Origin of the sequence: Mycobacterium sp. 012931, from assembly GCF_000419295.1 — a bacterium.
In the GTDB taxonomy this organism is placed as follows: domain Bacteria; phylum Actinomycetota; class Actinomycetes; order Mycobacteriales; family Mycobacteriaceae; genus Mycobacterium; species Mycobacterium marinum.
This window is the reverse complement of sequence record NZ_AOPX01000001.1, coordinates 1513110-1539476: the sequence shown is the minus strand read 5'-3', so window position 1 is coordinate 1539476 and position 26367 is coordinate 1513110. Positions and strand designations below refer to the sequence as shown.

Here is a 26367-nt window from a genome sequence, read left to right as displayed (position 1 = left end):
CCGACTACCGCCCGTCCATCGCGACGTAGTCGCGCTCGGTGTAACCGGTGTAGATCTGGCGCGGACGCCCGATCTTGCTGTCGCCCTCGTCGTGCATTTCGCGCCAGTGCGCGATCCAGCCCGGCAGCCGGCCCAGCGCAAACAGCACGGTGAACATCCGGGTGGGGAAGCCGAGGGCACGGTAGATCAGGCCGGTGTAGAAGTCGACGTTGGGGTAGAGCTTGCGCTCGATGAAGTAGTCGTCGGTCAACGCCGCCTCTTCGAGCTCCTTCGCGATACCCAGCAGGGAGTCATCGCCGCCGAGCTTGGACAGGATCTTGTCGGCCTGCTCCTTGACGATCCTGGCGCGGGGGTCGTAGTTCTTGTAGACGCGGTGGCCAAAGCCCATCAGCTTGACGCCGGCTTCGCGGTTCTTCACCTTGCGGACGAACTCGCTCACGTCGTCGCCGCTGTCGCGGATCTGCTCGAGCATCTCGAGCACCGCCTGGTTGGCACCGCCGTGCAGCGGGCCCCAGAGGGCGTTGATGCCGCCCGAGATCGAGGTGAACAGGTTGGCCCGGGAGGAACCCACCAGCCGCACCGTGGAGGTCGAGCAGTTCTGCTCGTGGTCGGCGTGCAGGATGAACAGCATGTCCAGCGCCCGCACCACCTCAGGGTCGGGGTGGTAGGGCTCGGCGGGGAAGCCGAACGTCATCCGCAAGAAGTTCTCGACCAGCGTCAGGGAGTTCTCCGGGTAGAGGAACGGCTGGCCAACCGACTTCTTGTAGGCGTAGGCGGCGATGGTCGGCAGCTTGGCCAGCAACCGGATCGCCGAGAGCTCAACCTGCTCGCTGTCCATCGGGTCCAGCGCGTCCTGGTAGTACGCCGAGAGCGCATTGACCACGCTGGACAGCACCGGCATCGGGTGGGCGTTGCGGGGGAAACCGTCGAAGAACCGCTTGAGGTCCTCGTGCAGCATGGTGTGGCGCTGGATCCGGCCGGTGAACTGGGCGAGCTGGTCGGTGTTGGGCAACTCGCCGTAGATCAGCAGGTAGCAGACCTCGATGAAGGTCGACTTCTCCGCCAGCTGGTCGATCGGGTATCCGCGGTAGCGCAGAATGCCGGCGTCACCGTCGATGTAGGTGATTGAGCTTTTGCACGACGCGGTATTGACGAAGCCGTTGTCGAACGTGGTGTGTCCGGTCTTGGACAGCAGCGGGCCGAGCGCAATGCCGTCAGCACCCTCGGTGGCATGGGCGATCTGCAGGTCGATCTCGCCCCCCGGGTACTTCAGAGTTGCGGTGTCGTCGGTGTCGGACACGAGACCCCTTTGCGTTCTGGCTGATATGACTGCCCCACTCGGTGCGTATAGCTGAAGGTAGTCGTTGACACGATGGCGCGCCTGCCCGGGGTCGTATCTGCTGGTCCAGTCGATCTCCGCGACCCTGCTGCCCGGTGGCCATGACGGGCCACCGTGGCATGCCCCGACAAACCCTTTGCATATTCCGTGCGGAAGCCGGATGAACGGTCAGAAAAGCGAATGCGCGCGATCGAGCGGATTGCCGACCGTGCCACACCCCGCTCATCCGCCCCTCGCGAGTCATTGATATTCAGCGACAAATATTTCCGCAGGAACTATTTCACAGACTTAAATCACGCGGTCCACCGGTGCACCGATCGAAGCGCCGGAAATCGCGCGTGACCCGGCTACCAGGCCAGGACCTCGGGCCGGCGACGCAAGTGATACTGATCGAGGTCGGGATTGGCGAGCATGGCCCGATGCTCGGCCGGCGCGAATGGCCACACCTCCGGCACCCAATCATCGTTCAGATACCAGCTGCTGCAACCCGTCGTCCACACCGTCTTGGGCATCGCAGCCCGCAGCTTGGCATTGAATTCATCGGTTGCCCACGACGTCGGCTCGACCGTGTCGAACTCGCCGCTGCGCCACCGCTGTATCCAGCGCAATGTGTGATCGGCCTGCGATTCGGCAATGCCGGTCAACGGGTAATTCCCCACCGGACTATGCGGACCCAGCATCATGAAAAAGTTCGGAAAGCCCGGCATTGCCACCGTCTGATACGCATATGGGCCGCCGCGCCATAGCTCGTCGATCTCGACACCGTCGCGACCGATCAGCTTCATCGGCCGGAAGAACGCGTGCGAGTCGAATCCGGTGGCGAGCACGATGACGTCCACCTCGCGCAGCACCCCGTCGTCGGTCACGATGCCCGCGTTTTCAATGCGGTCGATGCCCGTGGTGACCAGCTCGACATCGTCACGCTGGATGGCACGGTAGAACCCCGAGGACATCACCAGCCGCTTACACATCGGCTGGTAGTCCGGAGTCAAAGCCTGGCGCAGGTGTGGATCCCGGACCAGGCGCAGGCTGGCACGGCACGTCATCCCCGTTACGCGGCGATGCCAGCCCGGCCTGGTCAGCGCCGCGGTGAATTGCTCGAAGGCCCGGCCCCATATCTTGTAGGCCAACGATTCGAGCCACGGCGCCCCGCGGTAGCAGGCACGACTCACCTTTGAGTACTGCCTGTTAGGCCACGGCAGGATCCACTGCGGGGTGCGCTGGAACATGGTGACCTTGGCCGCCACACCCGCCAGGGCGGAGACGAGTTGCACGCCGGTTGATCCGCTACCGATCACCGCCACGCGCCGCCCCTGCACCGCGACCCGTTGATCCCACCGGGCCGAGTGAAAGGCGCTGCCTCCGAAGTCGTCCAAACCTGCGATCGCCGGCACCCGCGGGTGGTGCAGCAAGCCGGTGGCCACGATCAAGAAGTCGACCGCCGTCTCTTCGCCGCTATCCGTCACCACCGACCAGTGATCGTCTTCAAATCGCGCGCTGACGATTTCGGTCCCGAAACGAATCCGGTCCCGCAATCGATAACGGTCGGCAATCCCACAGAAGTAGGATTGAATTTCGCCGCCCGGCGAGAATAAGTTCGACCAATCCGGATTCTTGGCAAACGAGTACTGATAAAGCCGCGAAGGCACATCACAGACCAGGCCCGGATATGTGTTCTCACGCCATGTCCCACCGACCTCGTCGGCCTTCTCGTAGATGGTGACATCGGTAATTCCACTGTTGAGCAACTTAATTGCCATGCAGATTCCGGCCATACCTGCGCCAACGATGGCGACGGAAGGATCACGCCTTGTCATTGATCAGTTGCTCCCAATAGACGCGCACTACCAAAACTTCCTTCTAAAACTTCCTTCTAAAATGCCGTTCGATAATGCGACATGCAAAAAGGCTGCGTTGACACAACAAGATAAGGGCCCAGTACCCGCCGCTGTCAAATTAAGCCGAAAGCGCTACATAGATCAGAATCCGATTCTGATTAATGCAGCGCGCGGAAATTGAATGCACTATGCACCCGGCGCGATAATCACCGGCCGCAATTAGTGCGAAAGGTTTGCCGATCTCAGGGTTGCAGACGTTCGATCTGTGTGCCGCTGACCCGAATCCGATTGTGCACCCGGTTCTCCCGGCCCTGCCAGAACTCGACCACCTCAGCTGCGATGAGATAGCCGCCCCAATTCGGCGGCACCGGGATGCGCTCGACGTCGGCAAAGCGCGCCGTCACCTGCGCCAATTTGTCGAGCAATGCCGCGCGCGACGCGATCGGCTGCGACTGGTGCGACGCCCATGCGCCCAGCTGAGACCCACGCGGCCGCAAAGACCAGTAGTCCTCGGTCACCTGCGCAGCGACCCGGCTCACCGGGCCACGGACGTGAACTTGGCGCCCCAGCTGGTACCACGGAAACGTCACGGACGCGTACGGAGTCTCGGCCAGGTCGGCGCCCTTGGCCGAGTCATAGCTGGTGAAAAACGTAATTCCGGCCTCATCGACCGCCTTGCACAGCACCGACCTGCTAACCGGGCGCCCCTCCGAAACGGTGGCCAGCACCATCGCGTTGGGTTCGGCGATCCCGGCATGTTCCGCGTCGTCTATCCACTTACGAACCAGCGCAAGCCATCCGTGGCCGAGCCAGTCCGCATCCAGGTCGGGACTGGCATCCTTTTCGGGTGACCCATATTCCACCCGCATCGCGGCCAGGCGCTGCTCGTTTGGCCCTGTCATTGCGCCAACGCTACCGGTGGGGCTACTAGGCGGTAGTTTCCGCCCCGAGGTGGAGTGCAAGAATTTGGCTATGACTGTGGTCCCGGAAGATTTTGTCCCTGGCCTCAATGGCGTAGTCGCCTTCACCACCGAGATCGCGAAGCCGGATAAAGACGGTGGCGCGCTGCGCTATCGCGGCGTCGATATCGAAGATCTCGTTAGTCTGCGGGTGACTTTCGGCGATGTGTGGGCGCTGCTGGTCGACGGGGAATTCGGCCGCGGGCTGCCGCCCGCCGAGCCATTCCCGCTGCCGATCCACACCGGCGATGTACGAGTCGATGTTCAGGCTGGGCTGGCGATGCTGGCGCCCATCTGGGGCTACGCCCCACTGCTGGACATCGATGACGCCACGGCCCGCGAACAGTTGGCGCGTGCGTCGGTGATGGCGCTGTCGTACGTCGCTCAATCGGCACGCGGCATCTATCAGCCGGCCGTGCCTCAACGAGTTATCGACGAATGTTCAACGGTAACAGCGCGTTTCATGACCCGATGGCAAGGCGAACCGGACCCCAGGCACATCGAAGCCATTGACGCCTACTGGGTGTCGGCCGCCGAACACGGCATGAACGCCTCGACGTTCACCGCCCGCGTCATCGCCTCTACCGGCGCGGACGTCGCAGCGGCACTCTCGGGCGCGATCGGTGCGATGAGCGGGCCGCTGCACGGCGGTGCACCGGCCCGAGTCCTCCCCATGATCGAGCAGGTCGAGCGCACCGGAGACGCCCGCGGCCTGGTCAAGGGCATTCTGGACCGCGGCGAGAAGCTGATGGGCTTCGGGCATCGGGTCTACCGCGCGGAGGACCCGCGGGCGCGGGTGCTGCGCGCCACCGCCGAGCGGCTGGCGGCACCCCGGTACGAAGTCGCGGCGGCCTTGGAACAGGCGGCCCTGGCCGAGTTGCGTGAGCGCCGTCCCGACCGAGCCATCGAGACTAATGTCGAGTTCTGGGCCGCGGTCATTCTGGACTTCGCCGGCGTCCCGGCCAACATGATGCCGGCGATGTTCACCTGCGGGCGGACCGCCGGCTGGTGTGCCCACATTCTCGAGCAGAAGCGGCTGGGCAAGCTGGTCCGCCCCTCCGCGATCTACGTGGGGCCGGCGCCACGCACCCCGGAGTCGGTCGCGGGCTGGGGCCGGGTGCTGACCACCGCATAGCATGCGCCCGGACAGGTCGAATCGAGCACCAAATGCCAAGCGCTACAAACTAGTTCGGGTAAGAGACGTTGTTGGTCTCGTAGTGGAAGGCAACCGCCGGAGGGCTGGGGTCCGACAACGGTTGCCCGTTGGAATTGTTGAAGTTGGGCGCCTCATTGCTGTAGGCGGTGGCCTGCAGCGTCACTCCCGTGCCACTGCGATAGAAGATCTTGTCGAGCAATTCGCATTCGTTGCCGACCATGCAGTCCGGCGCGAACGGCGGCGTGGTGGGGCCGTGCTCGACCTCCACCCAGGCGTCGGTGAGCCCGGTGGAACCGGCGAAGTCGAGCAGGCCGGCTTGGTCCTCGGAGTACAGCGCGTTGAAGTCACCGGTGACGATCACCGCGCGGCCCGCGGAGTTCTGCAGGATGTAGTTGGCAAGCTGCCTGAGGTTGGCGTTGGTAAGCACCCCACCACCGGTGTTGGCATGCAGGTTGTAGAGGTCCATGGTGTTTCCGCCCGGCAGTTGCAGCTGGGAGTAGCTAAAACCCTTCGGGGTGAGGCAGTTGTCGGCATCGCATTGAAACCACGTCTGCCGGTCGAGTCTTTTCACCTTGAACACGGCGAGGCTATTGAGCCCGTCGGAGAAGGGCACACCGATCGGCCACAGCAAGGTGGGCGGGCTGGGCGGTGTCTGGCTGGGCATCCTGGACTTCTTGATCAGGAATTCGTGGTAGCTGAAATCCTCCTGGACGTTGGACACCGAGAAGTTGTTGAGCCGCTTCCCGATCTCCTTGGTGTAGAGAAAGCGCGGCAGCATCGCGCTGGAGAGCGGGAACGGCAGCCCGGCGATGTTGTACGTCAACATGCTGAAGTCGCCGCTGATCGTGTCGGTCGGGATGTTGCCAACGAAGATCGTCACGGTGGCGACGTCGTCGTGGCCGTGAAACGGGCCCAAGTATCCGGCTAGCCCGTGCACGTGCAGGCTGGTGTCATCGCTGACCGCAACGGTGAACGTGTCGATGCCAACGAAATTCGGCTCGGGTGTGTAGACGAAGGCGGCCCTGCTCTCGTCGATGTTCACCATGCCGTGCTGAGGCCCACCAGGGGTGCCGCGGGGATTGACCTTGAAGGTCATCCTGTTGCCATCCGGGTCGTAGGCCGAAAACGGAACCAGGCCCGTCGAGCCGTTGACGTCGATCTTGAGTTGTTGGGGCGTGGCCACCGGCGTGCGGTTTTCGAGGATCGGCACCACTCCATTGCGGATTGAGGCCAGGAAATTGATCACGGCGTTGAGCAAGTCATCGGGGATGTTGCTGGGATCAAGCTGTGGCGTACCCACCCCTGGCGATGCCGCACCCGGCAGAGCCGTACCGGGCAGTGCCGCTCCCGGCTGCGCCGCACCGGGCACCGCACCCGGCTGTGCCGCCCCCGGCAGCAGAGACGCTGCGGTGTTCTCGCCGCCCGGCGGCGCGGGGACGTCGGCCCACGATTCACCATTGGAGGCGTCCGAATCAGTTGGTGCGGCATGGCCGATCGCCTGATCGGTTGCCACCGCAGCACCCACCACCAGAACGAACACCAGCGCCCCGACCCGGACCGCATGGCTGGCGTAACCCATAAATTCTCCTTGTGCCTCCACCGGGAAAGTGGATTCGTCGGATGACGCTTTGCCGGTCGATGAGCAAGCTCGCGGTGGCTCGCCGGGCAAGCTCGATGCGAGCCAGGCCCAGCAAAGCCAACGGCCCGTCCGACGGCATCGACTGACAAAGTGGCGGTATTGAGGTGTCGCGCTGCTCACCAGGATGTTCGAGGTGTGCAACCGGGAGGTCCGTAACGTGCAGCGAAGTCTGCTGCCCCACCAGAGCTATTGTCAATACCGATCTTTGGAGCCGGAAGCCGCGGTCGAGCCCGCCCGAGTAACCCGCGTCCGGACATGCAGGACCGCCTCACCCAACGCATCATTAGCGCCCGCCCTGGCTCGACCGAATGCTCAAACACCCTGAATTCCAATTAAATTCATCCAGATCACCAGCCCATACCCTGGCCATCCCGATGATCCGCCGAGGGGAGCAAAAAGGCAGCAAGAAGGCACTGCCAGTGGCGACCGTTGCAGCGACGTTCTGTCGTGAGTGAATTGATCTTGCCAGCCGGATAGCGCACAAGAAACGCGATCAAAGTGGCCATAGTCATTGCAAGACAGCACTTATCACCTATACGCAGCCATCTCGAGTCAGCGCAGTTCAAGGTTTCTCCGCTGCTGACCAACGCTTTTCGATGAGACAATCGGTGAGCGATGCCATCAGCATCCTCGTTTCGCCCAGGCTTCTGACTTCGGCGGATTTTCGGGTCGACCTATATGCCAACATATTTCGTACATGACGAACCTGCGCGTCAGTCGCTTTCACCCTCTCGGCCAACATTCGCATCCGACGCCGGAGCTCGGACACCAAAGCGACGCCAGTCCGCGATCGTGGATGTTCGGCCACCAAGGGTTGACATATCGCCAGGAAGTGCTAGAGGGGCACAATTCCCTCGCAAATCCCGTCAAAATCAGCGTGTTTCGTGACGTAATAGTACCCGTGTCGCGATCCAATCGTATTCGCGCCGTTACCGAAAAGTGCTCTCGCAGAATTGAAATCGTAGTCAACGGCGCCGTGTCTAGCGCTTTGGCGTCCACCAGGTCACTTGACGATCACTCGCCCATCACGGTCAGACAGTCACGGTGGACGCATCACAACATCGGCCCGCGGCCGGGAGCCGGCCGCAGCCAGCAACCGGGGGGCGAACCAGGGGCGGTCGGGAACCAAGGCGAACCGCACCGAGCGACGGCCACCGTCCGTCGCCTCATCCGCGCCTCATCCGCGCCTGACCTGCGCCTGACCTGCGCCTGATACAAGAGTCCCGCACAGGCGGCCAGCGCCCGTCCGGCCACAAGCCACCGGGGCTTGTCGGTGCCCCGCGGTTAAATGACGAACGCAGCGATGAGTTTGTGTCGCGGCTTGGGTCAGTACCGGTGAGCCCATTCGGGAAGCCAACAGCAAGGAGACTTTCATGGCAATCAACGTCGAACCCGCCCTGTCCCCCCACCTCGTCGTTCACGACGCCGCGGCCGCCATCGACTTCTACGTCAAGGCCTTCGGGGCCGAGGAGTTGGGCCGAGTGCCCGGTCCGGACGGCAGGCTGGTCCACGCCGCGCTTCGGATCAACGGCTCTACCGTGATGCTCAACGACGACTTTCCCGAGATGTGCGGGGGCAAGTCGATGACACCGGTATCCCTGGACGGAACACCGGTCACTATCCATCTGACCGTCACCGATGTGGACGCGAAGTTCCAGCGGGCACTGGATGCCGGAGCCACGGTTGTGGCGCCGTTGGACGACCAATTCTGGGGAGACCGCTACGGAGTTGTCGCCGATCCTTTTGGCCACCACTGGTCGCTGGGCCAGCCGGTACGCGAGGTCAGCATGGAGGAGATCCAAGCGGCCATGTCCGCACAGGCGAGCAACTAACGCAGATCAACCCTGCCGTTGCGCAGGCGTCGCCGTACCGCGGCGCCTGCGCAACGGCGCGGCCTGACGACTTCGCTTACCTGCCGAGGATCGCCGCGAGCAAGCCACGAGACGGGCGCACCGGTGCCCCCGAGGCGGCGGCACCCAGCATGTCGGCCACATCGGTGAATTTGTTGCGCGGACGCCCCTCGGCGTTACCGCGTGCAATCTCGGCCGCGTCGATGGCAAACCATCCCGCGGAGTCGATGACGTCGGGTTCGCGGGTATGCACCAGCTTGGCCAACGCGGCCGGTTTGCACACCGGATCGCCAAGCTTGCCCGCGTTGAAGTCGGCGACCAGCGCCGCAACCGTCTGCAGCGAGCAGGACTTGTTGGTACCGATGAACCCGGAGGGCCCGCGCTTGATCCAGCCCGCGACATAGACACCTGGCACCGGGGCGCCGCGAACCGGGTCCACGACTCGGCCACCGTCATTGGGGACAACCGCCGCATTGTCGTCAAACGGCAGATCGCCAATCTTCGTGCCGCGATACCCGATCGACGTCAGCACCAGCCCCGCATCGAGGGTGCGCATTTCGTCGGTACCGGTCACCGAAAACTCCACGCCGCTGGCTCGCTGCTCACCACGCACCGATCGGGGGGTGAGTTGGTATGCCAGCCGGATGCGCGGGCCCGATGCCGCCGAGCCCTCCCCCAGCGTTGCCAAGATCTCCAGCTTGCGCTTGGTCAGTTGGTCAGAGACGGTTGCCAAATCGTCAAGGACCCGCTGACGATGGGCCGCGTCGAGAACCACCTCGGCGCAACCCGTGAGCCCGATCAGCTCGGGCAGAGTGAACGCCGAGTGGGCGGGTCCGCGGCGGGCGGCGATCACCACCTCGCGAACCGCCGAGTTGCGCAGTGCGCGCAGCGCCGGGTCAGCGATATCGGTGCGAGCCAGGTCGTCCGGATTCGCGGTGAGCATGCGTGCCACGTCGAGGGCGACATTTCCGTTGCCGATGATCACCGCGCGCTCGTGGCTCAGGTCGACAGGTAGGTCAGTGAAGTCTGGATGCCCGTTTATCCATGCGACCAACTCGGTCGCGGTACCGGTGCCCGGCAAGCCCATCCCATCGATGTGCAGACGACGATCATCGGGCGCGCCGACCGCATACACCACAGCGTGATGGTGGGCCAACAAATCCGCGTGACTCAGCTGCCTGCCGATCTCCACGTTGAGGTAGAACCGAAACCGGCGATGGCGTGCCACCCGGTCGAACAATCGGGTGACCCGCTTGGTGTTCTGATGATCCGGCGCCACACCGGCGCGCACCAAGCCGTAGGGCGTGGGCAGCTTCTCAAAGACGTTGACGCGCACGCCATGCTGAACCAGCAACTCGTCGGCGGCATACATCGCCGCGGGCCCGGACCCGACGATGGCGACGGTGAGGGGCTGGCTGCGCGGCCGAACCTGGGCAGCGGGGATCACCGGTGCCAGCTTTGACGTTGGCGGTAGCTTCTCGCCGCCCTGACGCTGCGGATAGTACGACGCATTGATTTCCACGAACGGCAGTTGCTTGGAGTCCAGCCGCGAGTCGGGCGCAATCGCACCCACCGGGCAGGCGCTCACACATACACCACAGTCCACGCAGGCCACCGGATCGATATAGAGCATTTCCGACGTCGCGAAGCCGGGCTCGTCAGGTGTCGGGTGGATGCAATTGACCGGGCAGGCGAACACACAGGACCCGTCGTTGCAGCACGACTGGGTAATAACGTGCGGCATAGAACAGCTCGTAACGGCCTATGCGGCGGGCGAAGCGGCCAAGTGCTGGCGCTGCGGCTCGCTGCGATACCGAGACGGCTCCCCATCGATCTTGCAGATACGCCACATCAACCGCGCCGAGCGAGTCTGCATCAGACCGGTGTCGTGGGCCAGCATCCGCACGTCGGCGAACATGTCGCGCAACCACTTTCGCGACTCTGGCGATCTGAAGAACAGCTCCTTTTTGACCTCACGCGGGATGTCGAACTCCGCCCAGAACTCCTTCGGCGGCACCAGGATCGCATTGGCCAGCGACCGCATCGTCAGCGGCAAGTACAGCGAGATCCAGAACCGCTGCCGCTTGGTGAGCTTCGGCAAGCGTTTGCGGAGGAATTCGTGCGCAAACGAGATGTGCCGGGCTTCCTCGGCGACATGGATGGCCATCACCCGTTCCATGACCGGATGGAGCAACTTACCTTCGCGCAACACGTTCTTTTGGGTGTGGTCGATGGGCTCCTCGCCGGCGAGCACACCAATGAAGAACGCCACCGGCAGCGGGCCGGCCACCAATGGAACCAACGGCGAAATCCAACGCAACCGCCGGGGCATCCCGGGCACGTCGGCGCCGACACGGTTGACCATCTCCTGGAACATCATGGTGTGGTTGCACTCTTCGACCGATTCGTGCAGGCAGTACCGATACTCCGGTGATCCGTTGGGCATCCAGAAGGTGTAGTTCATCAGGCCCCTGACCAGGATGGACTCAAAATGCAGCCCAACCTTGGCCACGTTGGCCTGCCGCCACATCCCGATCTTGATCTTGCGTTCTTCGGATTGAGCCTGGTACCAGGGATGGCGCCCCAACGGGTCCGTTGCCGGGAGGATCCACCGGGGATCGTTGTCAGTGACAGCGAACTCCGGTGACTCCCAATCGATATCGGTGTACGGGTTGAAATTCCGCCGCACAGACCCCTCGGACAGTGTGGCGAGCATTTCCACGTACTCGGCGTCGTCGCGCACTTCCATATTGCGGCGCCACCGCCGAACCATTCGCGTCCTGGCCATTACAGCCCTCCTCGATGAGGTTTACATTCGGACGTGTGATGAACACGGTACCGCTGGTACCGGGAATTATCCAGACCCTCGAAAGGGAGAGTGGCCCAAGCCCCAGCGGGCGGTCAACTGTGGGCTCGCTCACATCGGATCGCGCTGCCAGGCATTTTTCGGCCCGCTTGGTCCCCACCGCGCCACCTCTCATTACCCTGATTACCATGGCTGACCAGCTCGCGACTTCCCTCGACATTCCCGCCAACCTCAAGCCCAGCGACGGGCGCTTCGGATGCGGCCCGTCCAAGGTCCGGCCCGCCCAATTGCAGGCCCTGACCAGCACCGCAGCCGAGCTGTTCGGCACCTCCCACCGTCAGGCACCGATCAAGAATCTGGTCGGCCAGGTGCGGTCGGGGCTGACCGACCTCTTTTCGTTGCCCGACGGCTACGAGGTCATTCTGGGCAACGGCGGCGCGACGGCGTTCTGGGACGCCGCGGCCTTCGGCTTGATCGACAAACGGTCGTTGCACCTGACCTACGGTGAGTTCAGCTCGAAGTTCGCCTCGGCCGTCGCCAAGAACCCGTTCATCGGCGACCCGATCATCATCAAGGCCGACCCGGGCAGCGCACCCGAACCGCAGGCCGACCCCTCCGTGGATGTCGTTGCCTGGGCCCACAACGAGACATCGACCGGTGTGGCGGTGCCGGTGCATCGTCCGGCCGGCTCAGGCGAAGCGTTGGCTGTCATCGACGCCACCTCGGGCGCCGGCGGCCTGCCGGTGGACATCACCGAGGTCGACGCCTACTACTTCGCGCCACAGAAGAACTTCGCCAGCGACGGCGGCCTCTGGCTGGCCATCATGAGCCCGGCCGCGCTGGCGCGCGTCGAGGCCATCGCCGCGTCCGGCCGGTGGGTCCCCGACTTCTTGTCGCTGCCGATAGCGATCGAGAACAGCCTGAAGAACCAGACCTACAACACTCCGGCGATCGCCACCCTGGTGCTGCTGGCCGAACAGCTCGACTGGCTGCTCGGCAATGGCGGGCTGGACTGGGCCGTCAAGCGCACCGCCGACTCGTCGCAGCGGTTGTACTCGTGGGCGCAGGAACGTCCCTACACCACCCCGTTCGTCAGCGATCCCGCCCTGCGCTCACAGGTGGTGGGCACGATCGACTTCGTTGACGACGTGGATGCCGCCGCCGTGGCCAAGACCCTGCGGGCAAACGGCATCGTCGACACCGAGCCGTACCGCAAGCTGGGCCGCAACCAGCTGCGGGTCGCGATGTTCCCCGCGGTGGAACCCGACGACATCAGCGCACTCACCCAGTGCATCGATTGGGTTGTCGAGCGTCTTTAACCTCGCCGTTATCAACCGGCAACCGTCCAGCGTGTCAGCGCGACGGCAGCCTTTCGCTGCCGTAAAGTTCGCAACGTAACAGGTCCGGTGCCGACCTGCACGGAGCCTGCGAGGAGAAGCCATGCGGGAACTGAGAGTGGTTGGGCTCGACGCCGACGGCAAATACATTCTCTGCGAGGGTGTCGACTCAACCGAGAAATACAAGCTGCCCGCCGATGACCGGCTGCGGGCCGCGTTGAAGCGCCAACCGATACCGCCCGAGCAACCACAACTCGACATAGAAGTCACCAACATGCTCAGTCCCAAGGAAATTCAGGCTCGCATCCGCGCCGGGGCATCTGTCGAACAGGTCGCCACCGCGTCAGGCTCAGACATCGCGCGCATCCAACGCTTCGCCCACCCGGTGTTGCTGGAACGCTCGCGCGCCGCCGAACTGGCGACGGCCGCGCACCCCATGCTCGCCGACGGCCCCGCGGTTCTGACGCTGCTTGAAACCATCACCGCAGCGCTGGTGACCCGTGGCCTCAACCCCGAACGGCTCGACTGGGACGCCTGGCGCAACGAAGACGGCCGCTGGACGGTACAGCTGGCCTGGAAGGCCGGCCGCTCGGACAACCTCGCGCATTTCCGTTTCGCCCCGGGAGCCCACGGCGGCACGGTCACCGCGATCGACGACGCGGCCAGCGAACTAATCGACCCGGAGTACAAGGCACCGCTACGGCCCCTGGCACCGGTCTCGCACCTGGCCTTCGACGAACCCGCAAAGCCGGCCAAGCAGGCAAAGCCCGCCAAACCGGCGAAGCAGACCCCGCCCGCTCCGGCCGAACAACCGGCCAGCAGCCGCCGTGGCAAGCCGGCCATCCCGGCCTGGGAGGACGTGCTGCTCGGGGTGCGTTCGAGCGGCCAGCGCTAGCGGCTGCCCAATCCGGCGAGGCCGATCAGCGCCAACCACGCCACGGCCACACCCACCCCCGCTCCCAGCACAAACCAGCGCAGCACCGGGGTGTTCCGCCAGCCCCAGAGCGACGGTGCCAGCCCGCCGACCGCCACGATGTTGAGACCGACCGCCAGCAGCGGATGCACGCGAATGAGCCCGATGCTGAGCACCGCATCGCCAACCCCTACCACCGCTGCGACAAAGGCGGCCACCGCCAAACCCGCAGCCCAGGGGGCAGATTCACCGCGTTCGTCAGTCACTGGCCGAGCCTAGCCCGCTCATAGAAGGCCAAAGCGGCCGCCGTCGCCACGTTGAGCGAGTCGGTGCCCCGCGACATGGGGATGCGCACCCGCAGGTCGCTGATCCGCAGCGCAGCCGCCGTCAGTCCCAGTCCCTCCGCGCCCACCAGAGAGGCAACCGGTTGATCGCCCACGGCGTCCATCGCCTCGGGCAGCGCACGAGCGTCGCCCTTGGGTGTCAGCGCCAAGAGCCGAAATCCGCGTTCTTTCAGTGCGACAAGCTCCGCGGGCCAATCGGTTGCGCGCGCGTAGGGCACCAGCAACGCGTGCCCCATGGAGACACGCACCGCGCGGCGGTACAGCGGATCGGCGCAGCCGCTGCCGAAAATCACCGCGTGCACGCCCAGGCCGGCCGCGTTGCGAAAGATCGAGCTCAGATTCTCGTGGTCATTGACACCTTCGAGAACAGCGATGGTGCGGGCGCCATCCACGACTTGCCCAACGCTGGGCTCGACCACCCGGCTCGCGGCGGCCAACACGCCACGATTGAGGTGAAACCCGACCACCTGCGCCATGACGTCCGGGGAGACCCGGTAGTAAGGTGCCCCAACGCCGGACAGGTCTTCTTTCAGCTCGAGCAATCTGCGATCGGTCCCCAGCAACGCGCGCGGCGAAAACCGCGACGCCAGCATGCGCTGGACGACCAACACGCCCTCGGCGATCACCAGCCCTTTGCCCGACGGCAGGTCGGGCCGGCGGTCGATGCTGTTGAGGTCGCGGAAATCATCGAGGCACGGGTCGTAGGGATCGCTGACATCTCGCACATCGACGTCGCGAACATGGCTGTGCGCGGTCACGGGCTTTCGTCGACCAGCGCCATCATGATGTCGGCGGCGTTGCGCAGAATGTCGCGCTTGTCGCCGTCCAGCGTCGCCAAGCGCTCGGCCAGCCATTCCTGGCGGGCCCGCCGCGCCGCTTTGACCAGCTCCGCACCCGCTTCGGACACCGAGACCAGCACCTGGCGGCCGTCAACGGGGTGCGGCGTGCGATCCACCAGACCCATGTCGGCCAGGGAAGCGATCACCCGAGTCATCGACGGTGGGCGGACTCGCTCGCGGATCGCCAACGCGCCGGGTGTCATCGCGCCCTCATTGGCCAACGTGGTCAATGCCGACAACTGAGACAACGACACCGGCGACGAGGGGTTCCGAAATCGAAGTTGGCGGGCCAACCGCATAACTGCCAACGACAAGTCGCTAGCCAGCCGCCCATCGCTGTCAGGCACAGCGCGAGGTTACATCGGAACGCAATGGCGCGGGTTCAGAACGGCAAACCCATGCCCGCCGTGTCCGACGGCCAGGATTCGGCGCGACCGCCCGCGACCGCTTTGGCACACCGCTTACCGAAGCCTGGCCGCGCCCGGGGCGGCCTGGGCCGATGGGGCGCTCGCGGACACGAGAACGACCCCGCCGTCGGCGCGAGGGCAAACCCACCTGCATCCGCACGGCCGTCTGGATGGCGACTTGGCTATCTTGGAGACACGATGAGTATCGAGCCCGACCAAAGCCCCGAACCGCCTCCGCTACCGGCGGTCCTGCTCGAGGTGTGGCCGGTCATCTTGGTCGGAGCGCTCGCCTGGTTGGGCGCGGCCATGGCGGCGTTCCTGGTCCCCAGTCTGCAGGGCTGGCGTCCAGTGACGGTTGCCGGACTGGTGGTGGGATTGTTCGGTACCTGCCTTTTCGTCTGGCAGCTTGCCGCTGCCCGCCGCGGTGCGCGCGGCGCTCAGGCCGGACTCGAGACCTACCTCGACCAGCAAATCGACTAGTAATTGCCTACCCGGGAGGACCCATGGCATCTCCGCTGTTGCAAACGCACATTGATATCGACGCGCCACCCTCGAAGGTCTGGGCGTTGATATCCGATCTGCGACGGATGCCCGAGTGGAGCCCGCAGTGCCGCTGGATGCACCAATTCGGCCCGTTGCGCCAGGGCACCCGCACCCTGAACTTCAACCGCCGCAACCGCCTGTTCTGGCCCACCAGCTCCCGAATCGTGGAGGTCATCCCCGAGCAGAAGCTGGCATTCCGGGTCGATACCAACCGCACGATCTGGAGCTATGAGCTGGCGCCGCACGGCGCGGGAACCCGGCTGACCGAGAGCCGTCACGCCGAAAACGGCGTCAGCGCATTCTCGAGCATGTCGGTGAATGCCCTGCTCGGCGGCAACACGAACTTTGAACGTGAGCTGGTCGAAGGCATGAACACCTCGCTGGCCAGGATCAAGGCTGCCGCCGAAGCAGGCTAGTCCGACGACTCGGCCGGCTTCTCCACGACATCGAGCACTCCGTCGTCATACGGCTCGTACATCGGTGAGCCGGTGCCCGCCGGAGCGGGGGTATCCGAGTGCGCGCCGCAACCGTACTGCTTGTCGACAACGCGTCCGTCGGCCGCCAGTTCGTTACCGCATACCCCGAACATCACGCCCAGCGATCCGGCCAGCGGTAGGAAGAACCCACAGTCTCGACACACTCGCTTGGTCGATCGCGCCATCGGCGAGTCGGGGCCGCAGTCTCCGTCGTGCCATCGTTGCGCCGCCTCGGCACGGCCCCAACCGCTCATCACCCAGCGCCGGCCGAGCCCGACCTCTGCCGCGGTCTCATCGACCTGAGCGTCACCGCTGGCGGCGTAACCCGGCACCAGCCGTGGATCGTCCTTCGCCGGCGCCAGCAGGTCTCCCGGGCTTAGATCCCCCGGCCGTACCCGCTGCTCCCACGGCACCCAGGCCGGCGCCAGCAGCGCGGTTGGGCCCGGGACCAGCACCACCTCACTGACGGTGACCCGATCGGCACCGACGTAGCTGGCCACCACTGCGGCCCACTGCCAGCCCTGGTAGCCGGGCAGATGCGCCAGGAATCGGTGGGTGGCGGCATTGGGATCTTCGTAGCTGACGCCCAGGTAATCTCCGACAGCCTCGGCGCCGCTGAACTCCTCGACAGCCTCCCTGGCCAGCGCAACCGCACCCGTGAGCGTCGGCGCCAGCTCTTCGGGCCACTCGGCCACGGCCGTCGCGGAGGATTCCGTCGAGTCCTCAAAGGGTCCGGTCACATTCCCTTTCCTTTCTGCAAGCGACTCCCATACTGCCGGAAGACACGGGAGGCGAGCCACACCCGGTTGCCTACACGGGGCGGCGAGATAGGACAGAATTGACTTGTGTCTGGATGGCGGCGTGATCACCAGGGCCGAATGGCCGCGTCCCCGGGCCGCCGCACCCGAAACGGATCGGTCAGTGAGCACCCGGGGATGGCGAACTACCCCACCGGCGGCCCCGGCAACCGTCGCACGCGCCGTCCACCGCCCATGCCAAGCGCCAACCGCTACCTCCCGCCGCTGGACCGGGAGCCGGAATCCGAAGACGACGCGGAGGGGAACGAGGCGCCCCCACCACCCCCGCGCGGTCTCAGCAGCGGTGAACGGATCACCGTCACCCGCGCCGCGGCAATGCGCAGCCGGGAGATGGGTTCGCGGATGTACTGGATGGTCCAGCGCGCCGCGACCGCCGACGGCGCCGACAAGTCGGGGTTGACCGCGCTGACGTGGCCGACGATGGCTAACTTCGCGGTCGACTCCTCGATGGCTGTGGCACTGGCCAACACCTTGTTCTTCGCGGCGGCCAGCGGCGAGAGCAAATCCAAGGTGGCCCTCTACCTGCTGATCACGATTGCTCCGTTCGCCGTGGTCGCCCCGTTGATCGGTCCCGCGCTGGACAAACTGCAGCACGGCCGGCGCGTCGCGTTGGCGCTCTCGTTCGGACTTCGCACGGTGTTGGCCTTGGTGCTGATCATGAACTACGACGGGGCCAGCGGAAGCTTCCCGTCCTGGGTGCTCTATCCCTGCGCACTGGCCATGATGGTGTTGTCGAAGTCCTTCAGCGTGCTGCGCAGTGCCATGACGCCCCGGGTGATGCCGCCGTCCATCGACTTGGTGCGAGTCAACTCCCGCCTGACGGTATTCGGCCTGCTCGGCGGGACCATGGCCGGCGGTGCCGTCGCGGCGGGGGTCGAGTTCGCCTGCACCCGCCTGTTCGAGTTGCCGGGAGCGCTGTTCGTCGTTGTCGCGGTCACCGTGGCCGGTGCGCTGCTGTCCATGCGCATTCCGCGCTGGGTCGAGGTGACCGCGGGCGAGGTTCCCGCGACACTGAGCTACCACCGCGACCGTGGCAGGCAACGCCGAAGCTGGCCCGAAGAAGTCAAGAATCTCAGCGGAGCATTGCGACAACCCTTGGGCCGCAACATCATTACCTCGCTGTGGGGTAACTGCACCATCAAGGTGATGGTCGGCTTCCTGTTCTTGTACCCGGCGTTTGTCGCCAAGGCCCACGATGCCAACGGGTGGGTTCAGCTGGGGATGCTGGGCTTGATCGGCGCGGCGGCCGCAATCGGCAATTTCGCCGGAAACTTCGCCAGCGCTCGCCTACAGCTGGGTAGGCCGGCGGTGCTGGTAGTGCGCTGCACCGTGGTGGTCACCGCTTTCGCGCTGGCGGCCGCGGTGGCCGGCAACCTCGTGACTGCCGCCATCGCCACCTTGGTCACGTCGGGCTCGAGTGCGATCGCCAAGGCCTCACTGGATGCGTCGTTGCAACACGACCTCCCGGAGGAATCGCGGGCATCGGGCTTTGGCCGCTCGGAGTCGACCCTGCAGCTGGCATGGGTCCTGGGCGGGGCGGTCGGCGTGCTGATCTACACCGACCTGTGGATCGGCTTCACCACGGTCAGCGCGCTGCTGATCCTGGGTCTGGCACAAACAATTGTCAGCTTTCGGGGCGACTCGCTGATACCCGGCCTCGGGGGCAACCGTCCCGTCATGGCCGAGCAGGAGACCACGCGCCGGGGGACCGCAACGGCGGGAGTGGGACCGCAGTGAAACGCTGGATGACTGCGCTGATCGCAGTCGTGGTGCTGGGGTTGTCGGCGAGCGCGGGCGTCGGCGCCTGGCTACTGGCACGCAATTCCGGTCCACAACGGCCCGAGATCAGCCTGTACTCACACGGGCACCTGACCCGGGTAGGTCCATACATGTACTGCGACGTGCTCAGGCTCGACGAGTGCCAGACGCCGCAGACTCAGGGCGAACTGCCGGTGACCGAACGCTATCCGGTCCAGCTGTCGGTCCCGCAGGCCATTTCCCGGGCACCGTGGCGGCTGCTGCAGCTCTACGACGACCCGCCCAATACCACCGCCGTCATCTTCCGGCCGAACAGTCGGTTGGCTGTCACCATCCCCACCGTCGACCCGCAACGCGGGCGGCTCACCGGGGTGGTCGTGCAGTTGCTGACGTTGGTGGTCGATCCCTCCGGTGAACTGCGGGAGGCACCGCACGCGGAATGGTCGGTGCGCGTGGTCTTCTAGCCACCTCATCGGCTCACCGGGCGGCGCGCCGTCGGCAGATCTTCGCGGGACCCCCAACAACTCGACATTCGCTCGGACGTGTCGGTACGGCCAGGCACCGTGTCGGCATGGAGATTTTGGACTGGCCGTTCCGGGGCACTGAAGCACTAGCCGCCGGAGCCGTCACACCACACCGGTTGCGGACCCACTTCGAGATGGTTCACCGCAACGTGTACATCCCCCGCGGGAAGAAGCTGACGGCGGTGACGCGGGCCATCGCCGCGTGGTTGTGGTCGGGGCGGTCCGCAACGGCGGTGGGCCTGTCCGCCGCGGCGCTGCACCGCACGGGATGGATCGACGATTGGCTACCGGCCGAACTCAACCGACGGGGCCGGGACAAGGCGCGCGGCATCATTTCCCACAGCGCCTGCCTCGATGAGGACGAGGTATGCGTGCGCGACGGCATCGCCCTGACCACTCCGGCGCGCACGGCATTCGACCTCGGAAGGCGAAAAGGACTGACCACAGCGGTGATTCGACTCGATGCACTGACGCGTGCCACCGAGCTGAAGGTGGCCGACGTCGAGATGCTCGCCGAGCGACATCGCGGTGCTCGCGGGTTGATCCAGCTACGTCAGGCACTACCGCTGGTCGACGCCGGCGCCGATTCGCCCTATGAGACGCGAATTCGCTTGCTAATCATTCGATCTGGCCTGCCAGCGCCCCAAACCGAGATCAAGGTACTCGACGATTGGGGCGCGGTGGCGGCCCGGATCGGCATGGGCTGGCCGGAATGCAAAGTCGGCGTCGAATTTGACAGCGCAGGTCAGTGGAATAACGCGGCGCGCAGCGACGCTTTCGATCGATCGGCCGAACTCGAAGCGCGCGGGTGGACGATTGTTCGAGTCAACGCGCAGACACTGAAAAACCGGCCTGACATCGTCGTGGCGCAGGTTCGACACGCGCTCGTGCGCAGAACCTAGGCTCCGTGACCGGCCGGGACCCGCTCCCCTGCGACCGGCGGCCCGGGCGGCGTGCCATCACCGAAGGGCCTGCCGCCCAGCGCTTCCCGCCCGTGCGGCGCCAACCAGCCAGCCAGATCGGGGCCTTTGGGAACAATCCCGGGGGGGTTGATGTCGGCGTGCACGATGTAGTAGTGCTGCTTGATTTGGACAAAGTCCACGGTATCGCCGAATCCCGGGGTCTGGAACAGATCACGAGCGTACGCCCACAACACGGGCATCTCGCTGAGCTTGTACCAATTGCACTTGAAATGACCGTGGTACACCGGATCGAAACGGGCCAGCGTGGTGAACAGCCGCACGTCGGCCTCGGTGATGGTGTCCCCCACCAGATAGCGTCGACTCGCCAGACGATCGCTCAACCAGTCCAATGCGCCGAACAGCCGATCGAAAGCGGCCTCGTACGCCTGCTGTGAGCCGGCAAAGCCACAGCGGTACACGCCGTTGTTCACTTCGGTGTAGATCCGCTGACTCACCTCGTCGATCTCGAGTCGCAACCGTGACGGGTACAGCTGCGGGGCGCCGTCGCGATGGTAGGCGGCCCACTGCGTGGACAAGTCCAAGGTCATCTGCGCGAAGTCGTTGGTGACCACCGCGCCGGTCGGTACATCGACGATCGCCGGAACGGTGATGCCCTTGGGGTACTCCGGGAAGCGCTTGAAGTAGGCGTCCTGTAGTCGCGGGATCTGCAACACCGGGTCCAGACCTTCGGGATCAAGGTCGAAGGTCCAGCTGCGCGCGTCATGGGTGGGTCCGCAAAAGCCTATGGAAAGAACGGGTTCCAAACCCAGCAGGCGGCGCACGATGATGGCGCGGTTGGCCCACGGACAAGCCCGGGCAACGATGAGGCGATAGCGACCGGGCTGCACCGCATAGCCGTCGCGCCCGTCGGCGGTGATGCGGGTGGTGATGTAGTTGGTGTCGCGGCTGAATTCACCGGCGCCGGCAACATATGAGCCCATGGGTGGACAGCCTTACGGCTTCGCCTCGGCTGACGTCGAGTCAGGCAGGAAGCGCCGAGCCACATTCGGCTGCGTGGACGGCCCGGGCTCCCAATGCGCAATCCAGGGTCCGGTGCCCTCGGAAGGATCGATGATTCCATCCTCCAGCCAGGCATACCGACCCTCCAACACGTCGTTGGTCAGGCGGACATCGCCGACATCGGTGTTGGTCCACAACCCGTGGAACAGCGCTTCCACCCGCAGAGTCGCCTGCCCGCAGAATGCCTCCGCCAGCTCGTAGGCCTGCCGTCCGACGATCGAATCAGCGACCCGTTGGGCTTCGGCCCGCACGCATACCGCGGACATGGCGAACAATTCCGCACCGATGTCGACGATGCGACCGAGAAAGCCCTGCTTTTGTTCCAGCTTGGCCTGCCAGCGGGCCATCCCGTAGAAGGTGTTTCGGGCCAGCTTGCGAGTCGAGCGTTCGATGAATCGCAGATGAGCGGCCAGCGGGCCGAACTCGTGATACGCCTTGGGCCGCTGTCCCTCACCAAATACCAGCTGCGGCAACCATTTTGCATAGAACCCGCTGGCGCCAACCGCGGCTGCCGCCTTCTTCCGAAGATCGGTGTTGGGTTTGGCCAGATCCCCAGCGGCGGCCAGGTGCGCGTCTACCGCTTCGCGGGCAATGAGCAACCGCATGATCTCGCTGGATCCCTCGAAGATCCGGTTGATCCGAACATCACGCAACGACTGCTCCACCGGTGCCGCACGCTCACCCCGCGCAGCCAGTGACTCGGCGGTCTCATAGCCACGCCCGCCCCGGATCTGCAACAGCTCATCGGCGACCTGGCACGCCATCTCACTGGACCACAGCTTGGCCAGCGCCGCCTCGATGCGGATATCGTTGCGGCCCTCATCAGCCATCTGACCCGATATCTCCACCACCGCTTCAAGCGCGTACGTGGTGGCGGCGATGAACGAGATCTTGCCGGCGACCGCCTCGTGCTTGCCCAGCGGCTTGCCCCATTGCACTCGCTCGCCGGACCACTCACGCGCAATTTTCAGCGACCATTTGGCCGCCCCCGTCACCATCGCGGGTATCGCCAGCCGCCCGGCGTTGAGGGTGGTCAGCGCGATCCGCAGACCGTCCCCCTCCCGACCGATCAGATTCTCCTTGGGCACCCGCACGCGGTGCAGCCTGGTTACGCCGTTCTCGATGCCGCGCAGTCCCATGAATTTGTTGCGCCGTTCGACGGTGATTCCGGGTGAATCGGCCTCGACCACGAATGCGCTGATTCCACCCCGGTGCCCCTCACTCTTGGGCACCCGGGCCATCACCACCAGCAATTCGGCAACCACACCGTTGGTGGTCCACAGTTTGATCCCCTCGAGTTCGTAGGCCTGACCGTCGTCGATCGGTGTGGCCGTCGAGGCCAGCCGGGCCGGATCGGATCCGACGTCGGGCTCGGTGAGCAGGAAGGCCGCGATGGCACCGGCGGCGCACCGCGGCAAGAATTTCTTCTTCTGCTCGGGGCTTCCGGCGAGTTTCAGTGGCTCAGGCACACCGATCGATTGGTGCGCCGACAGCAGCGCGCCCAGGCTGGTGTGGACCGTCCATGCCAGCATCAGCGCGCGGTTGTAGGCAACCTGCGACATGCTCAATCCGCCATATTCGGACGGAATTTTCATGCCGAAGCAACCCAGTTCGGCCAGGCCCTTGACGTATTCATCGGGAATCTGGGCGTCTCGCTCGATGACGCTGCCGTCAATGGTGCCGAGAAACTCCTGCAGCCGGCACAGAAACGCCGCGGTGCGCGCCTCCTCGGCGTCCGACGGCCGGGGGAAGGGATTTATCAGCTCCAGCGGAAAGCGTCCGAGGAATAGCTCCTTCGCGAAAGATGGCTTATTCCAGCCACTTTCACGGGATTCCTCGGCAAGAGCTCGCGCTTGCTCCTCGGTGACCTGCGCCTGCTGTGCCATCGTTGCCTCCGCGCTACGACTTCACCGCGATAGGAAAAACCTGGTGCCGTACGCAGGCAATACTACGGCGCACAACGGCAAGCGGAAGTGCCCGACGATGACGAACGCGGCCAGCGGGCCAGCCACTTTGAAAAAGCCCTGACGTCAACCCGATTCGATGCCCGAGCGGACGTATTGCGCCAACGGTTAAGCGTCGAGCTCCCGCGCCACGGCCTTGACCACCTCGGAGACCCGCCGGGCGGTCTTGCGGTCCGGGTAGCGCCCCTTGCGCAGCTCTGGCTGCACGGTGCTCTCCAGCAGCGTGATCATGTCCTCGACCATGCCGTGTAGCTCGTCGGGGCTGTGCTTGTGCTCAACGGCCTCGCGGCGGGTGCGGGTGAGGCTCGGTGGCGGGTCGAGCAATTTGAGGCTCAACGCCTGCGGTCCGCGCCGCCCGGACGCGATACCGAATTCCACCCGCTGCCCCGCTTTAAGCCCCTCGACGCCTGCCGGCAACGCAGAGGAACGAACGTAGACGTCCTCGCCCTCCTCCTGCGACAGGAAGCCGAACCCCTTGTCGGAGTCGTACCACTTCACCTTGCCGGTCGGCACTGCTCTCACCTGCTTGTCTGACGGATCACTGGGTTTACAACAAAAAGATGCGTCCCGCATGCGCAGGACGCGAGGACGATCACAGATCCTACTCGGATGCTGGCCCGCCAAGCATCCCTGTTTATCCGGCACTCGGTAGGCTGGCACCACTGCTGGAGGAGATATGCGCCTAATACTGAACGTTATCTGGCTGGTGTTCGGCGGCCTTTGGCTGGCCCTGGGTTACCTGGTCGCGGCGCTGATCTGCTTTCTGCTCATCGTGACCATTCCGTTCGGCTTCGCGGCGTTGCGGATCGCGTCCTACGCGTTGTGGCCGTTCGGCAGAACGATCGTCGAAAAGCCCAGCGCTGGAACCGGCGCCCTGATCGGCAACGTCATCTGGATCCTGCTGTTCGGGCTTTGGCTGGCCATCGGGCACCTGGTCAGCGCAGTGGCGATGGCGATGGCGATAACGATCATCGGGATCCCGCTGGCGCTGGCCAACCTCAAGCTGATCCCGGTGTCACTGGTTCCGCTGGGCAAGGAGATTGTTTCCGCCGACTGGCCGACCCGATACGAGCGGGTGGCCCGATGACGGTGACCGCGCTGGGCGTCCCGACGGTGCGTGGCCGGTCGGAAGGCTCGGCGATCGCATCCGACGCACCGGGCGATGGTCCGCTTCTGGATCGCTTTGGCCGGTCCGCCACCGACTTGCGGGTGTCACTAACCGACCGCTGCAATCTGCGCTGCGGTTACTGCATGCCCGCGGAAGGCCTGAACTGGCTGCCCGGCGAGCAGCTGCTTGGACCGGCGGAGCTGGCCAGGCTGCTCCGCATCGCGGTTACCCGGCTCGGGATCACCAGCGTGCGGTTCACCGGCGGCGAGCCGCTGTTGGCCCGGCATCTCGAAGAGGTGGTCGCGGCAGCGGCCCAACTGCGGCCCCGCCCGAAAATCTCGTTGACGACCAATGGTGTGGGTCTGGCGAAGCGGGCAGCGGCATTGGCGGAGGCGGGTTTGGACCGGGTCAACGTGTCGCTGGACACCGTGGACCGCGCCCACTTCGCGGCCGTCACCCGCCGGGACCGGTTGACCGATGTGCTGGACGGCCTGGCCGGCGCCAGGGCTGCCGGTTTGACTCCGGTCAAGGTCAACGCCGTGCTGGACCCCGAGACGGGCCGCCAAGACGTCGTCGAGTTGCTGAGATTCTGTTTGGAGCAGGGCTACCAGCTGCGGGTCATCGAGCAGATGCCACTCGACGCCGGACATCAGTGGCGGCGCAACGCGCTGCTGGGCTCCGACGATGTGTTGGCGGCGCTGCAACCCCATTTCCGGCTTCGGCCTGATCCAGCGCCACGCGGTTCGGCTCCTGCCGAGCTCTGGCTGGTCGACGCCGGTCCTGACACGCCCGCCGGTAAGTTCGGGGTCATCGCCTCGGTTTCGCACGCGTTCTGCTCGACGTGTGACCGCACCCGGCTGACCGCCGACGGTCAGGTCCGCAGCTGCCTGTTCTCCACCGAGGAAACCGACCTTCGCGGGTTGCTGCGCGCCGGCGCCGGCGACGAGGCGATCGAAGCGGCGTGGCGCGGCGCGATGTGGGCCAAACCGGCCGGCCACGGGATCAACAACCCGGATTTCGTCCAGCCCCAGCGCCCCATGAGCGCGATCGGTGGCTAGCCCGAAGGCGCCCGTGCCCGATCAGCCCGCCGGGATCGAGGTCACCGTTCGTTACTTCGCGGCCGCACGGGCGGCGGCGGGGATCGAGTGCGAAACGGTCGGGTTGCGGCCTGACGCCACCGTTGCCGAGTTGGTCGACACGCTGGCCGGCCGGAGCACGCGGCTGGCGACGGTGTTGGGCCGATGCTCTTACCTCAGGGACGGAATTGCTGTCCGAAATGACGCCACCGCGTTATCCACCGGCGACACGGTTGACGTACTCCCGCCATTCGCCGGCGGCTAAGCCCTGTGAATTGCCTCACGTAACGGAACGATAACGACCGGGACACGAGGTGATGTCGGGACGCTATGAGCTGCGGAAACAGTGGTCGTTCCTGGCGTTTTAGCCCACGGTTGCGCGGAAAACACCTCATTACTTCGTGCGTGACGAGAACGCCTGAAACCGCTATCGTCTCTCAGGGCTGGTCAACCGAACCCAACTGACTTGCCTGCCCTCCCTACAACGCGCCGAGCTCCATCCGGTAGGCGGGGGATTCCGACCCACGGATGGAGGCGGGGGACCCGCCAGGTCCACCGAGATCGGACCGGGCCCTTCACGGCCCTTGGGGTGAAGCCGACGTCGTCCCACAGATGTAGTACGACGCTGGCCGGGTAACCTCTCCAACCCGAACCCGACAGCTGACCTCGCAGGCGTGTACCGAGAGGAATT

The 26367-nt window shown here is 65.0% G+C and carries 25 protein-coding genes and 1 riboswitch; of the genes, 12 read left to right on the top strand and 13 right to left on the bottom strand.

Annotation, left to right across the window (positions count from 1 at the left end; genetic code table 11):
- Positions 1-4: 4 nt before the first annotated feature.
- The 3 genes from MMSP_RS07015 to pdxH all read right to left on the bottom strand — a co-directional run bounded on the left by MMSP_RS07015 (position 5) and on the right by pdxH (position 4079).
- On the bottom strand, positions 5-1300 hold the full coding sequence (locus tag MMSP_RS07015) for a citrate synthase (protein ID WP_020786040.1): 1296 nt from the start codon (positions 1298-1300) through the stop codon (positions 5-7).
- 386 nt (positions 1301-1686) lie between these two features.
- The gene (locus tag MMSP_RS07010) at positions 1687-3156 is read right to left on the bottom strand and encodes an NAD(P)/FAD-dependent oxidoreductase (RefSeq protein WP_036426278.1); all 1470 of its coding nucleotides are present in this window, start codon (positions 3154-3156) and stop codon (positions 1687-1689) included.
- Positions 3157-3419: 263 nt separating this feature from the next.
- The gene (gene pdxH / locus MMSP_RS07005) at positions 3420-4079 is read right to left on the bottom strand and encodes a pyridoxamine 5'-phosphate oxidase (protein ID WP_015357092.1); all 660 of its coding nucleotides are present in this window, start codon (positions 4077-4079) and stop codon (positions 3420-3422) included.
- Between the two features lie 70 nt (positions 4080-4149).
- On the opposite strand from pdxH, the gene MMSP_RS07000 reads away from it, so the two are divergent.
- Positions 4150-5271 (top strand): citrate synthase 2, encoded by a 1122-nt coding sequence (locus MMSP_RS07000; RefSeq protein WP_036426277.1) that lies wholly within the window; start codon positions 4150-4152, stop codon positions 5269-5271.
- A gap of 49 nt (positions 5272-5320) precedes the next feature.
- On the opposite strand, the gene MMSP_RS06995 is transcribed toward MMSP_RS07000, so the two are convergent.
- Positions 5321-6871 (bottom strand): Ig-like domain-containing protein, encoded by a 1551-nt coding sequence (locus MMSP_RS06995; RefSeq protein WP_020786037.1) that lies wholly within the window; start codon positions 6869-6871, stop codon positions 5321-5323.
- 1433 nt (positions 6872-8304) lie between these two features.
- On the opposite strand from MMSP_RS06995, the gene MMSP_RS06990 reads away from it, so the two are divergent.
- On the top strand, positions 8305-8763 hold the full coding sequence (locus MMSP_RS06990) for a VOC family protein (protein ID WP_015357094.1): 459 nt from the start codon (positions 8305-8307) through the stop codon (positions 8761-8763).
- A 76-nt stretch (positions 8764-8839) separates the two neighbouring features.
- On the opposite strand, the gene MMSP_RS06985 is transcribed toward MMSP_RS06990, so the two are convergent.
- Positions 8840-10525 (bottom strand): FAD-dependent oxidoreductase, encoded by a 1686-nt coding sequence (locus tag MMSP_RS06985; RefSeq protein ID WP_036426275.1) that lies wholly within the window; start codon positions 10523-10525, stop codon positions 8840-8842.
- An 18-nt stretch (positions 10526-10543) separates the two neighbouring features.
- Entirely contained in the window at positions 10544-11569 is a 1026-nt protein-coding gene (locus tag MMSP_RS06980; protein ID WP_012396188.1) for a diiron oxygenase, read from the bottom strand.
- A gap of 206 nt (positions 11570-11775) precedes the next feature.
- On the opposite strand from MMSP_RS06980, the gene serC reads away from it, so the two are divergent.
- Together serC and sepH are read left to right on the top strand one after the other, a co-directional pair.
- Complete coding sequence (gene serC, locus MMSP_RS06975) at positions 11776-12906, top strand: phosphoserine transaminase (protein WP_020786035.1); 1131 nt, start codon at positions 11776-11778, stop codon at positions 12904-12906.
- A gap of 121 nt (positions 12907-13027) precedes the next feature.
- Positions 13028-13819, top strand: a complete 792-nt coding sequence (sepH, locus tag MMSP_RS06970) for a septation protein SepH (protein WP_020729594.1) — start codon at positions 13028-13030, stop codon at positions 13817-13819.
- Here sepH and MMSP_RS06965 read toward each other — a convergent pair.
- From MMSP_RS06965 to MMSP_RS06955, 3 genes are read right to left on the bottom strand one after another with little or no spacing between them, the layout of a single operon-like run.
- Positions 13816-14103 carry a DUF2537 domain-containing protein gene (locus MMSP_RS06965; RefSeq protein ID WP_036426274.1) on the bottom strand — a complete coding sequence of 96 codons (288 nt, stop codon included), beginning with the start codon at positions 14101-14103 and terminating at the stop codon, positions 13816-13818. The two genes, sepH and MMSP_RS06965, sit on opposite strands and share 4 nt — an antisense overlap.
- Positions 14100-14939: an RNA methyltransferase gene (locus MMSP_RS06960; protein WP_015357100.1), complete on the bottom strand. Its 840-nt coding sequence runs from the start codon at positions 14937-14939 to the stop codon at positions 14100-14102. Before MMSP_RS06960 ends, MMSP_RS06965 begins: the two co-directional genes overlap by 4 nt.
- Positions 14936-15367, bottom strand: coding sequence for a MarR family transcriptional regulator (locus tag MMSP_RS06955; protein WP_020786033.1), 432 nt, complete (start codon positions 15365-15367; stop codon positions 14936-14938). The genes MMSP_RS06960 and MMSP_RS06955 overlap by 4 nt, the downstream gene beginning before the upstream one ends.
- A 258-nt stretch (positions 15368-15625) precedes the next feature.
- On the opposite strand from MMSP_RS06955, the gene MMSP_RS06950 reads away from it, so the two are divergent.
- Both MMSP_RS06950 and MMSP_RS06945 read left to right on the top strand, forming a co-directional pair.
- Positions 15626-15907: a DUF2530 domain-containing protein gene (locus MMSP_RS06950; RefSeq protein WP_020786032.1), complete on the top strand. Its 282-nt coding sequence runs from the start codon at positions 15626-15628 to the stop codon at positions 15905-15907.
- Positions 15908-15930: 23 nt separating this feature from the next.
- Positions 15931-16386 carry an SRPBCC family protein gene (locus tag MMSP_RS06945; RefSeq protein WP_011738632.1) on the top strand — a complete coding sequence of 152 codons (456 nt, stop codon included), beginning with the start codon at positions 15931-15933 and terminating at the stop codon, positions 16384-16386.
- Here the strand turns inward: MMSP_RS06945 and MMSP_RS06940 are convergent.
- On the bottom strand, positions 16383-17186 hold the full coding sequence (locus tag MMSP_RS06940) for a DUF3027 domain-containing protein (RefSeq protein ID WP_011738633.1): 804 nt from the start codon (positions 17184-17186) through the stop codon (positions 16383-16385). The genes MMSP_RS06945 and MMSP_RS06940 overlap by 4 nt on opposite strands.
- A 138-nt stretch (positions 17187-17324) precedes the next feature.
- Between MMSP_RS06940 and MMSP_RS06935 the strand changes: the two genes are divergently transcribed.
- The 3 genes from MMSP_RS06935 to MMSP_RS06925 all read left to right on the top strand — a co-directional run bounded on the left by MMSP_RS06935 (position 17325) and on the right by MMSP_RS06925 (position 20448).
- Positions 17325-19001, top strand: a complete 1677-nt coding sequence (locus MMSP_RS06935) for an MFS transporter (protein WP_036427138.1) — start codon at positions 17325-17327, stop codon at positions 18999-19001.
- Between the two features lie 8 nt (positions 19002-19009).
- The gene (locus MMSP_RS06930; RefSeq protein WP_223161725.1) at positions 19010-19486 is read left to right on the top strand and encodes a DUF2771 domain-containing protein; all 477 of its coding nucleotides are present in this window, start codon (positions 19010-19012) and stop codon (positions 19484-19486) included.
- Between the two features lie 107 nt (positions 19487-19593).
- Entirely contained in the window at positions 19594-20448 is an 855-nt protein-coding gene (locus tag MMSP_RS06925) for a hypothetical protein (RefSeq protein WP_015357106.1), read from the top strand.
- Here the strand turns inward: MMSP_RS06925 and MMSP_RS06920 are convergent.
- The 3 genes from MMSP_RS06920 to MMSP_RS06910 form a co-directional block, all read right to left on the bottom strand.
- On the bottom strand, positions 20445-21449 hold the full coding sequence (locus tag MMSP_RS06920) for a glutathione S-transferase family protein (protein WP_020786029.1): 1005 nt from the start codon (positions 21447-21449) through the stop codon (positions 20445-20447). The two genes, MMSP_RS06925 and MMSP_RS06920, sit on opposite strands and share 4 nt — an antisense overlap.
- 12 nt (positions 21450-21461) lie before the next feature.
- On the bottom strand, positions 21462-23414 hold the full coding sequence (locus tag MMSP_RS06915; RefSeq protein WP_020786028.1) for an acyl-CoA dehydrogenase family protein: 1953 nt from the start codon (positions 23412-23414) through the stop codon (positions 21462-21464).
- Positions 23415-23600: 186 nt separating this feature from the next.
- Positions 23601-24005 carry a cold-shock protein gene (locus tag MMSP_RS06910; RefSeq protein WP_012396202.1) on the bottom strand — a complete coding sequence of 135 codons (405 nt, stop codon included), beginning with the start codon at positions 24003-24005 and terminating at the stop codon, positions 23601-23603.
- A gap of 163 nt (positions 24006-24168) precedes the next feature.
- Between MMSP_RS06910 and MMSP_RS06905 the strand changes: the two genes are divergently transcribed.
- From MMSP_RS06905 to MMSP_RS06895, 3 genes are read left to right on the top strand one after another with little or no spacing between them, the layout of a single operon-like run.
- The gene (locus MMSP_RS06905; RefSeq protein WP_036426272.1) at positions 24169-24579 is read left to right on the top strand and encodes a YccF domain-containing protein; all 411 of its coding nucleotides are present in this window, start codon (positions 24169-24171) and stop codon (positions 24577-24579) included.
- Positions 24576-25658, top strand: a complete 1083-nt coding sequence (gene moaA / locus MMSP_RS06900) for a GTP 3',8-cyclase MoaA (RefSeq protein ID WP_020786026.1) — start codon at positions 24576-24578, stop codon at positions 25656-25658. The genes MMSP_RS06905 and moaA overlap by 4 nt, the downstream gene beginning before the upstream one ends.
- A gap of 13 nt (positions 25659-25671) precedes the next feature.
- The gene (locus MMSP_RS06895) at positions 25672-25941 is read left to right on the top strand and encodes a MoaD/ThiS family protein (protein ID WP_012396204.1); all 270 of its coding nucleotides are present in this window, start codon (positions 25672-25674) and stop codon (positions 25939-25941) included.
- A gap of 212 nt (positions 25942-26153) precedes the next feature.
- Positions 26154-26367: riboswitch (cyclic di-AMP (ydaO/yuaA leader) on the top strand.

What these genes read in the sequence shown, in the direction of transcription:
- MMSP_RS06990 (WP_015357094.1), top strand. Translation starts at nt 8,305, where the DNA reads ATGGCAATCAACGTCGAACCCGCCCTGTCCCCCCACCTCGTCGTTCAC.
- moaA (WP_020786026.1), top strand. Translation starts at nt 24,576, where the DNA reads ATGACGGTGACCGCGCTGGGCGTCCCGACGGTGCGTGGCCGGTCGGAA.
- MMSP_RS06950 (WP_020786032.1), top strand. Translation starts at nt 15,626, where the DNA reads ATGAGTATCGAGCCCGACCAAAGCCCCGAACCGCCTCCGCTACCGGCG.
- MMSP_RS06930 (WP_223161725.1), top strand. Translation starts at nt 19,010, where the DNA reads ATGACTGCGCTGATCGCAGTCGTGGTGCTGGGGTTGTCGGCGAGCGCG.
- MMSP_RS06945 (WP_011738632.1), top strand. Translation starts at nt 15,931, where the DNA reads ATGGCATCTCCGCTGTTGCAAACGCACATTGATATCGACGCGCCACCC.
- sepH (WP_020729594.1), top strand. Translation starts at nt 13,028, where the DNA reads ATGCGGGAACTGAGAGTGGTTGGGCTCGACGCCGACGGCAAATACATT.
- MMSP_RS06980 (WP_012396188.1), bottom strand. Translation starts at nt 11,569, where the DNA reads ATGGCCAGGACGCGAATGGTTCGGCGGTGGCGCCGCAATATGGAAGTG.
- MMSP_RS07010 (WP_036426278.1), bottom strand. Translation starts at nt 3,156, where the DNA reads ATGACAAGGCGTGATCCTTCCGTCGCCATCGTTGGCGCAGGTATGGCC.
- MMSP_RS06905 (WP_036426272.1), top strand. Translation starts at nt 24,169, where the DNA reads ATGCGCCTAATACTGAACGTTATCTGGCTGGTGTTCGGCGGCCTTTGG.
- MMSP_RS07000 (WP_036426277.1), top strand. Translation starts at nt 4,150, where the DNA reads ATGACTGTGGTCCCGGAAGATTTTGTCCCTGGCCTCAATGGCGTAGTC.
- MMSP_RS06915 (WP_020786028.1), bottom strand. Translation starts at nt 23,414, where the DNA reads ATGGCACAGCAGGCGCAGGTCACCGAGGAGCAAGCGCGAGCTCTTGCC.
- pdxH (WP_015357092.1), bottom strand. Translation starts at nt 4,079, where the DNA reads ATGACAGGGCCAAACGAGCAGCGCCTGGCCGCGATGCGGGTGGAATAT.
- MMSP_RS06935 (WP_036427138.1), top strand. Translation starts at nt 17,325, where the DNA reads ATGGCCGCGTCCCCGGGCCGCCGCACCCGAAACGGATCGGTCAGTGAG.
- MMSP_RS06985 (WP_036426275.1), bottom strand. Translation starts at nt 10,525, where the DNA reads ATGCCGCACGTTATTACCCAGTCGTGCTGCAACGACGGGTCCTGTGTG.
- MMSP_RS06920 (WP_020786029.1), bottom strand. Translation starts at nt 21,449, where the DNA reads ATGGGCTCATATGTTGCCGGCGCCGGTGAATTCAGCCGCGACACCAAC.
- MMSP_RS06995 (WP_020786037.1), bottom strand. Translation starts at nt 6,871, where the DNA reads ATGGGTTACGCCAGCCATGCGGTCCGGGTCGGGGCGCTGGTGTTCGTT.
- serC (WP_020786035.1), top strand. Translation starts at nt 11,776, where the DNA reads ATGGCTGACCAGCTCGCGACTTCCCTCGACATTCCCGCCAACCTCAAG.
- MMSP_RS06925 (WP_015357106.1), top strand. Translation starts at nt 19,594, where the DNA reads ATGGAGATTTTGGACTGGCCGTTCCGGGGCACTGAAGCACTAGCCGCC.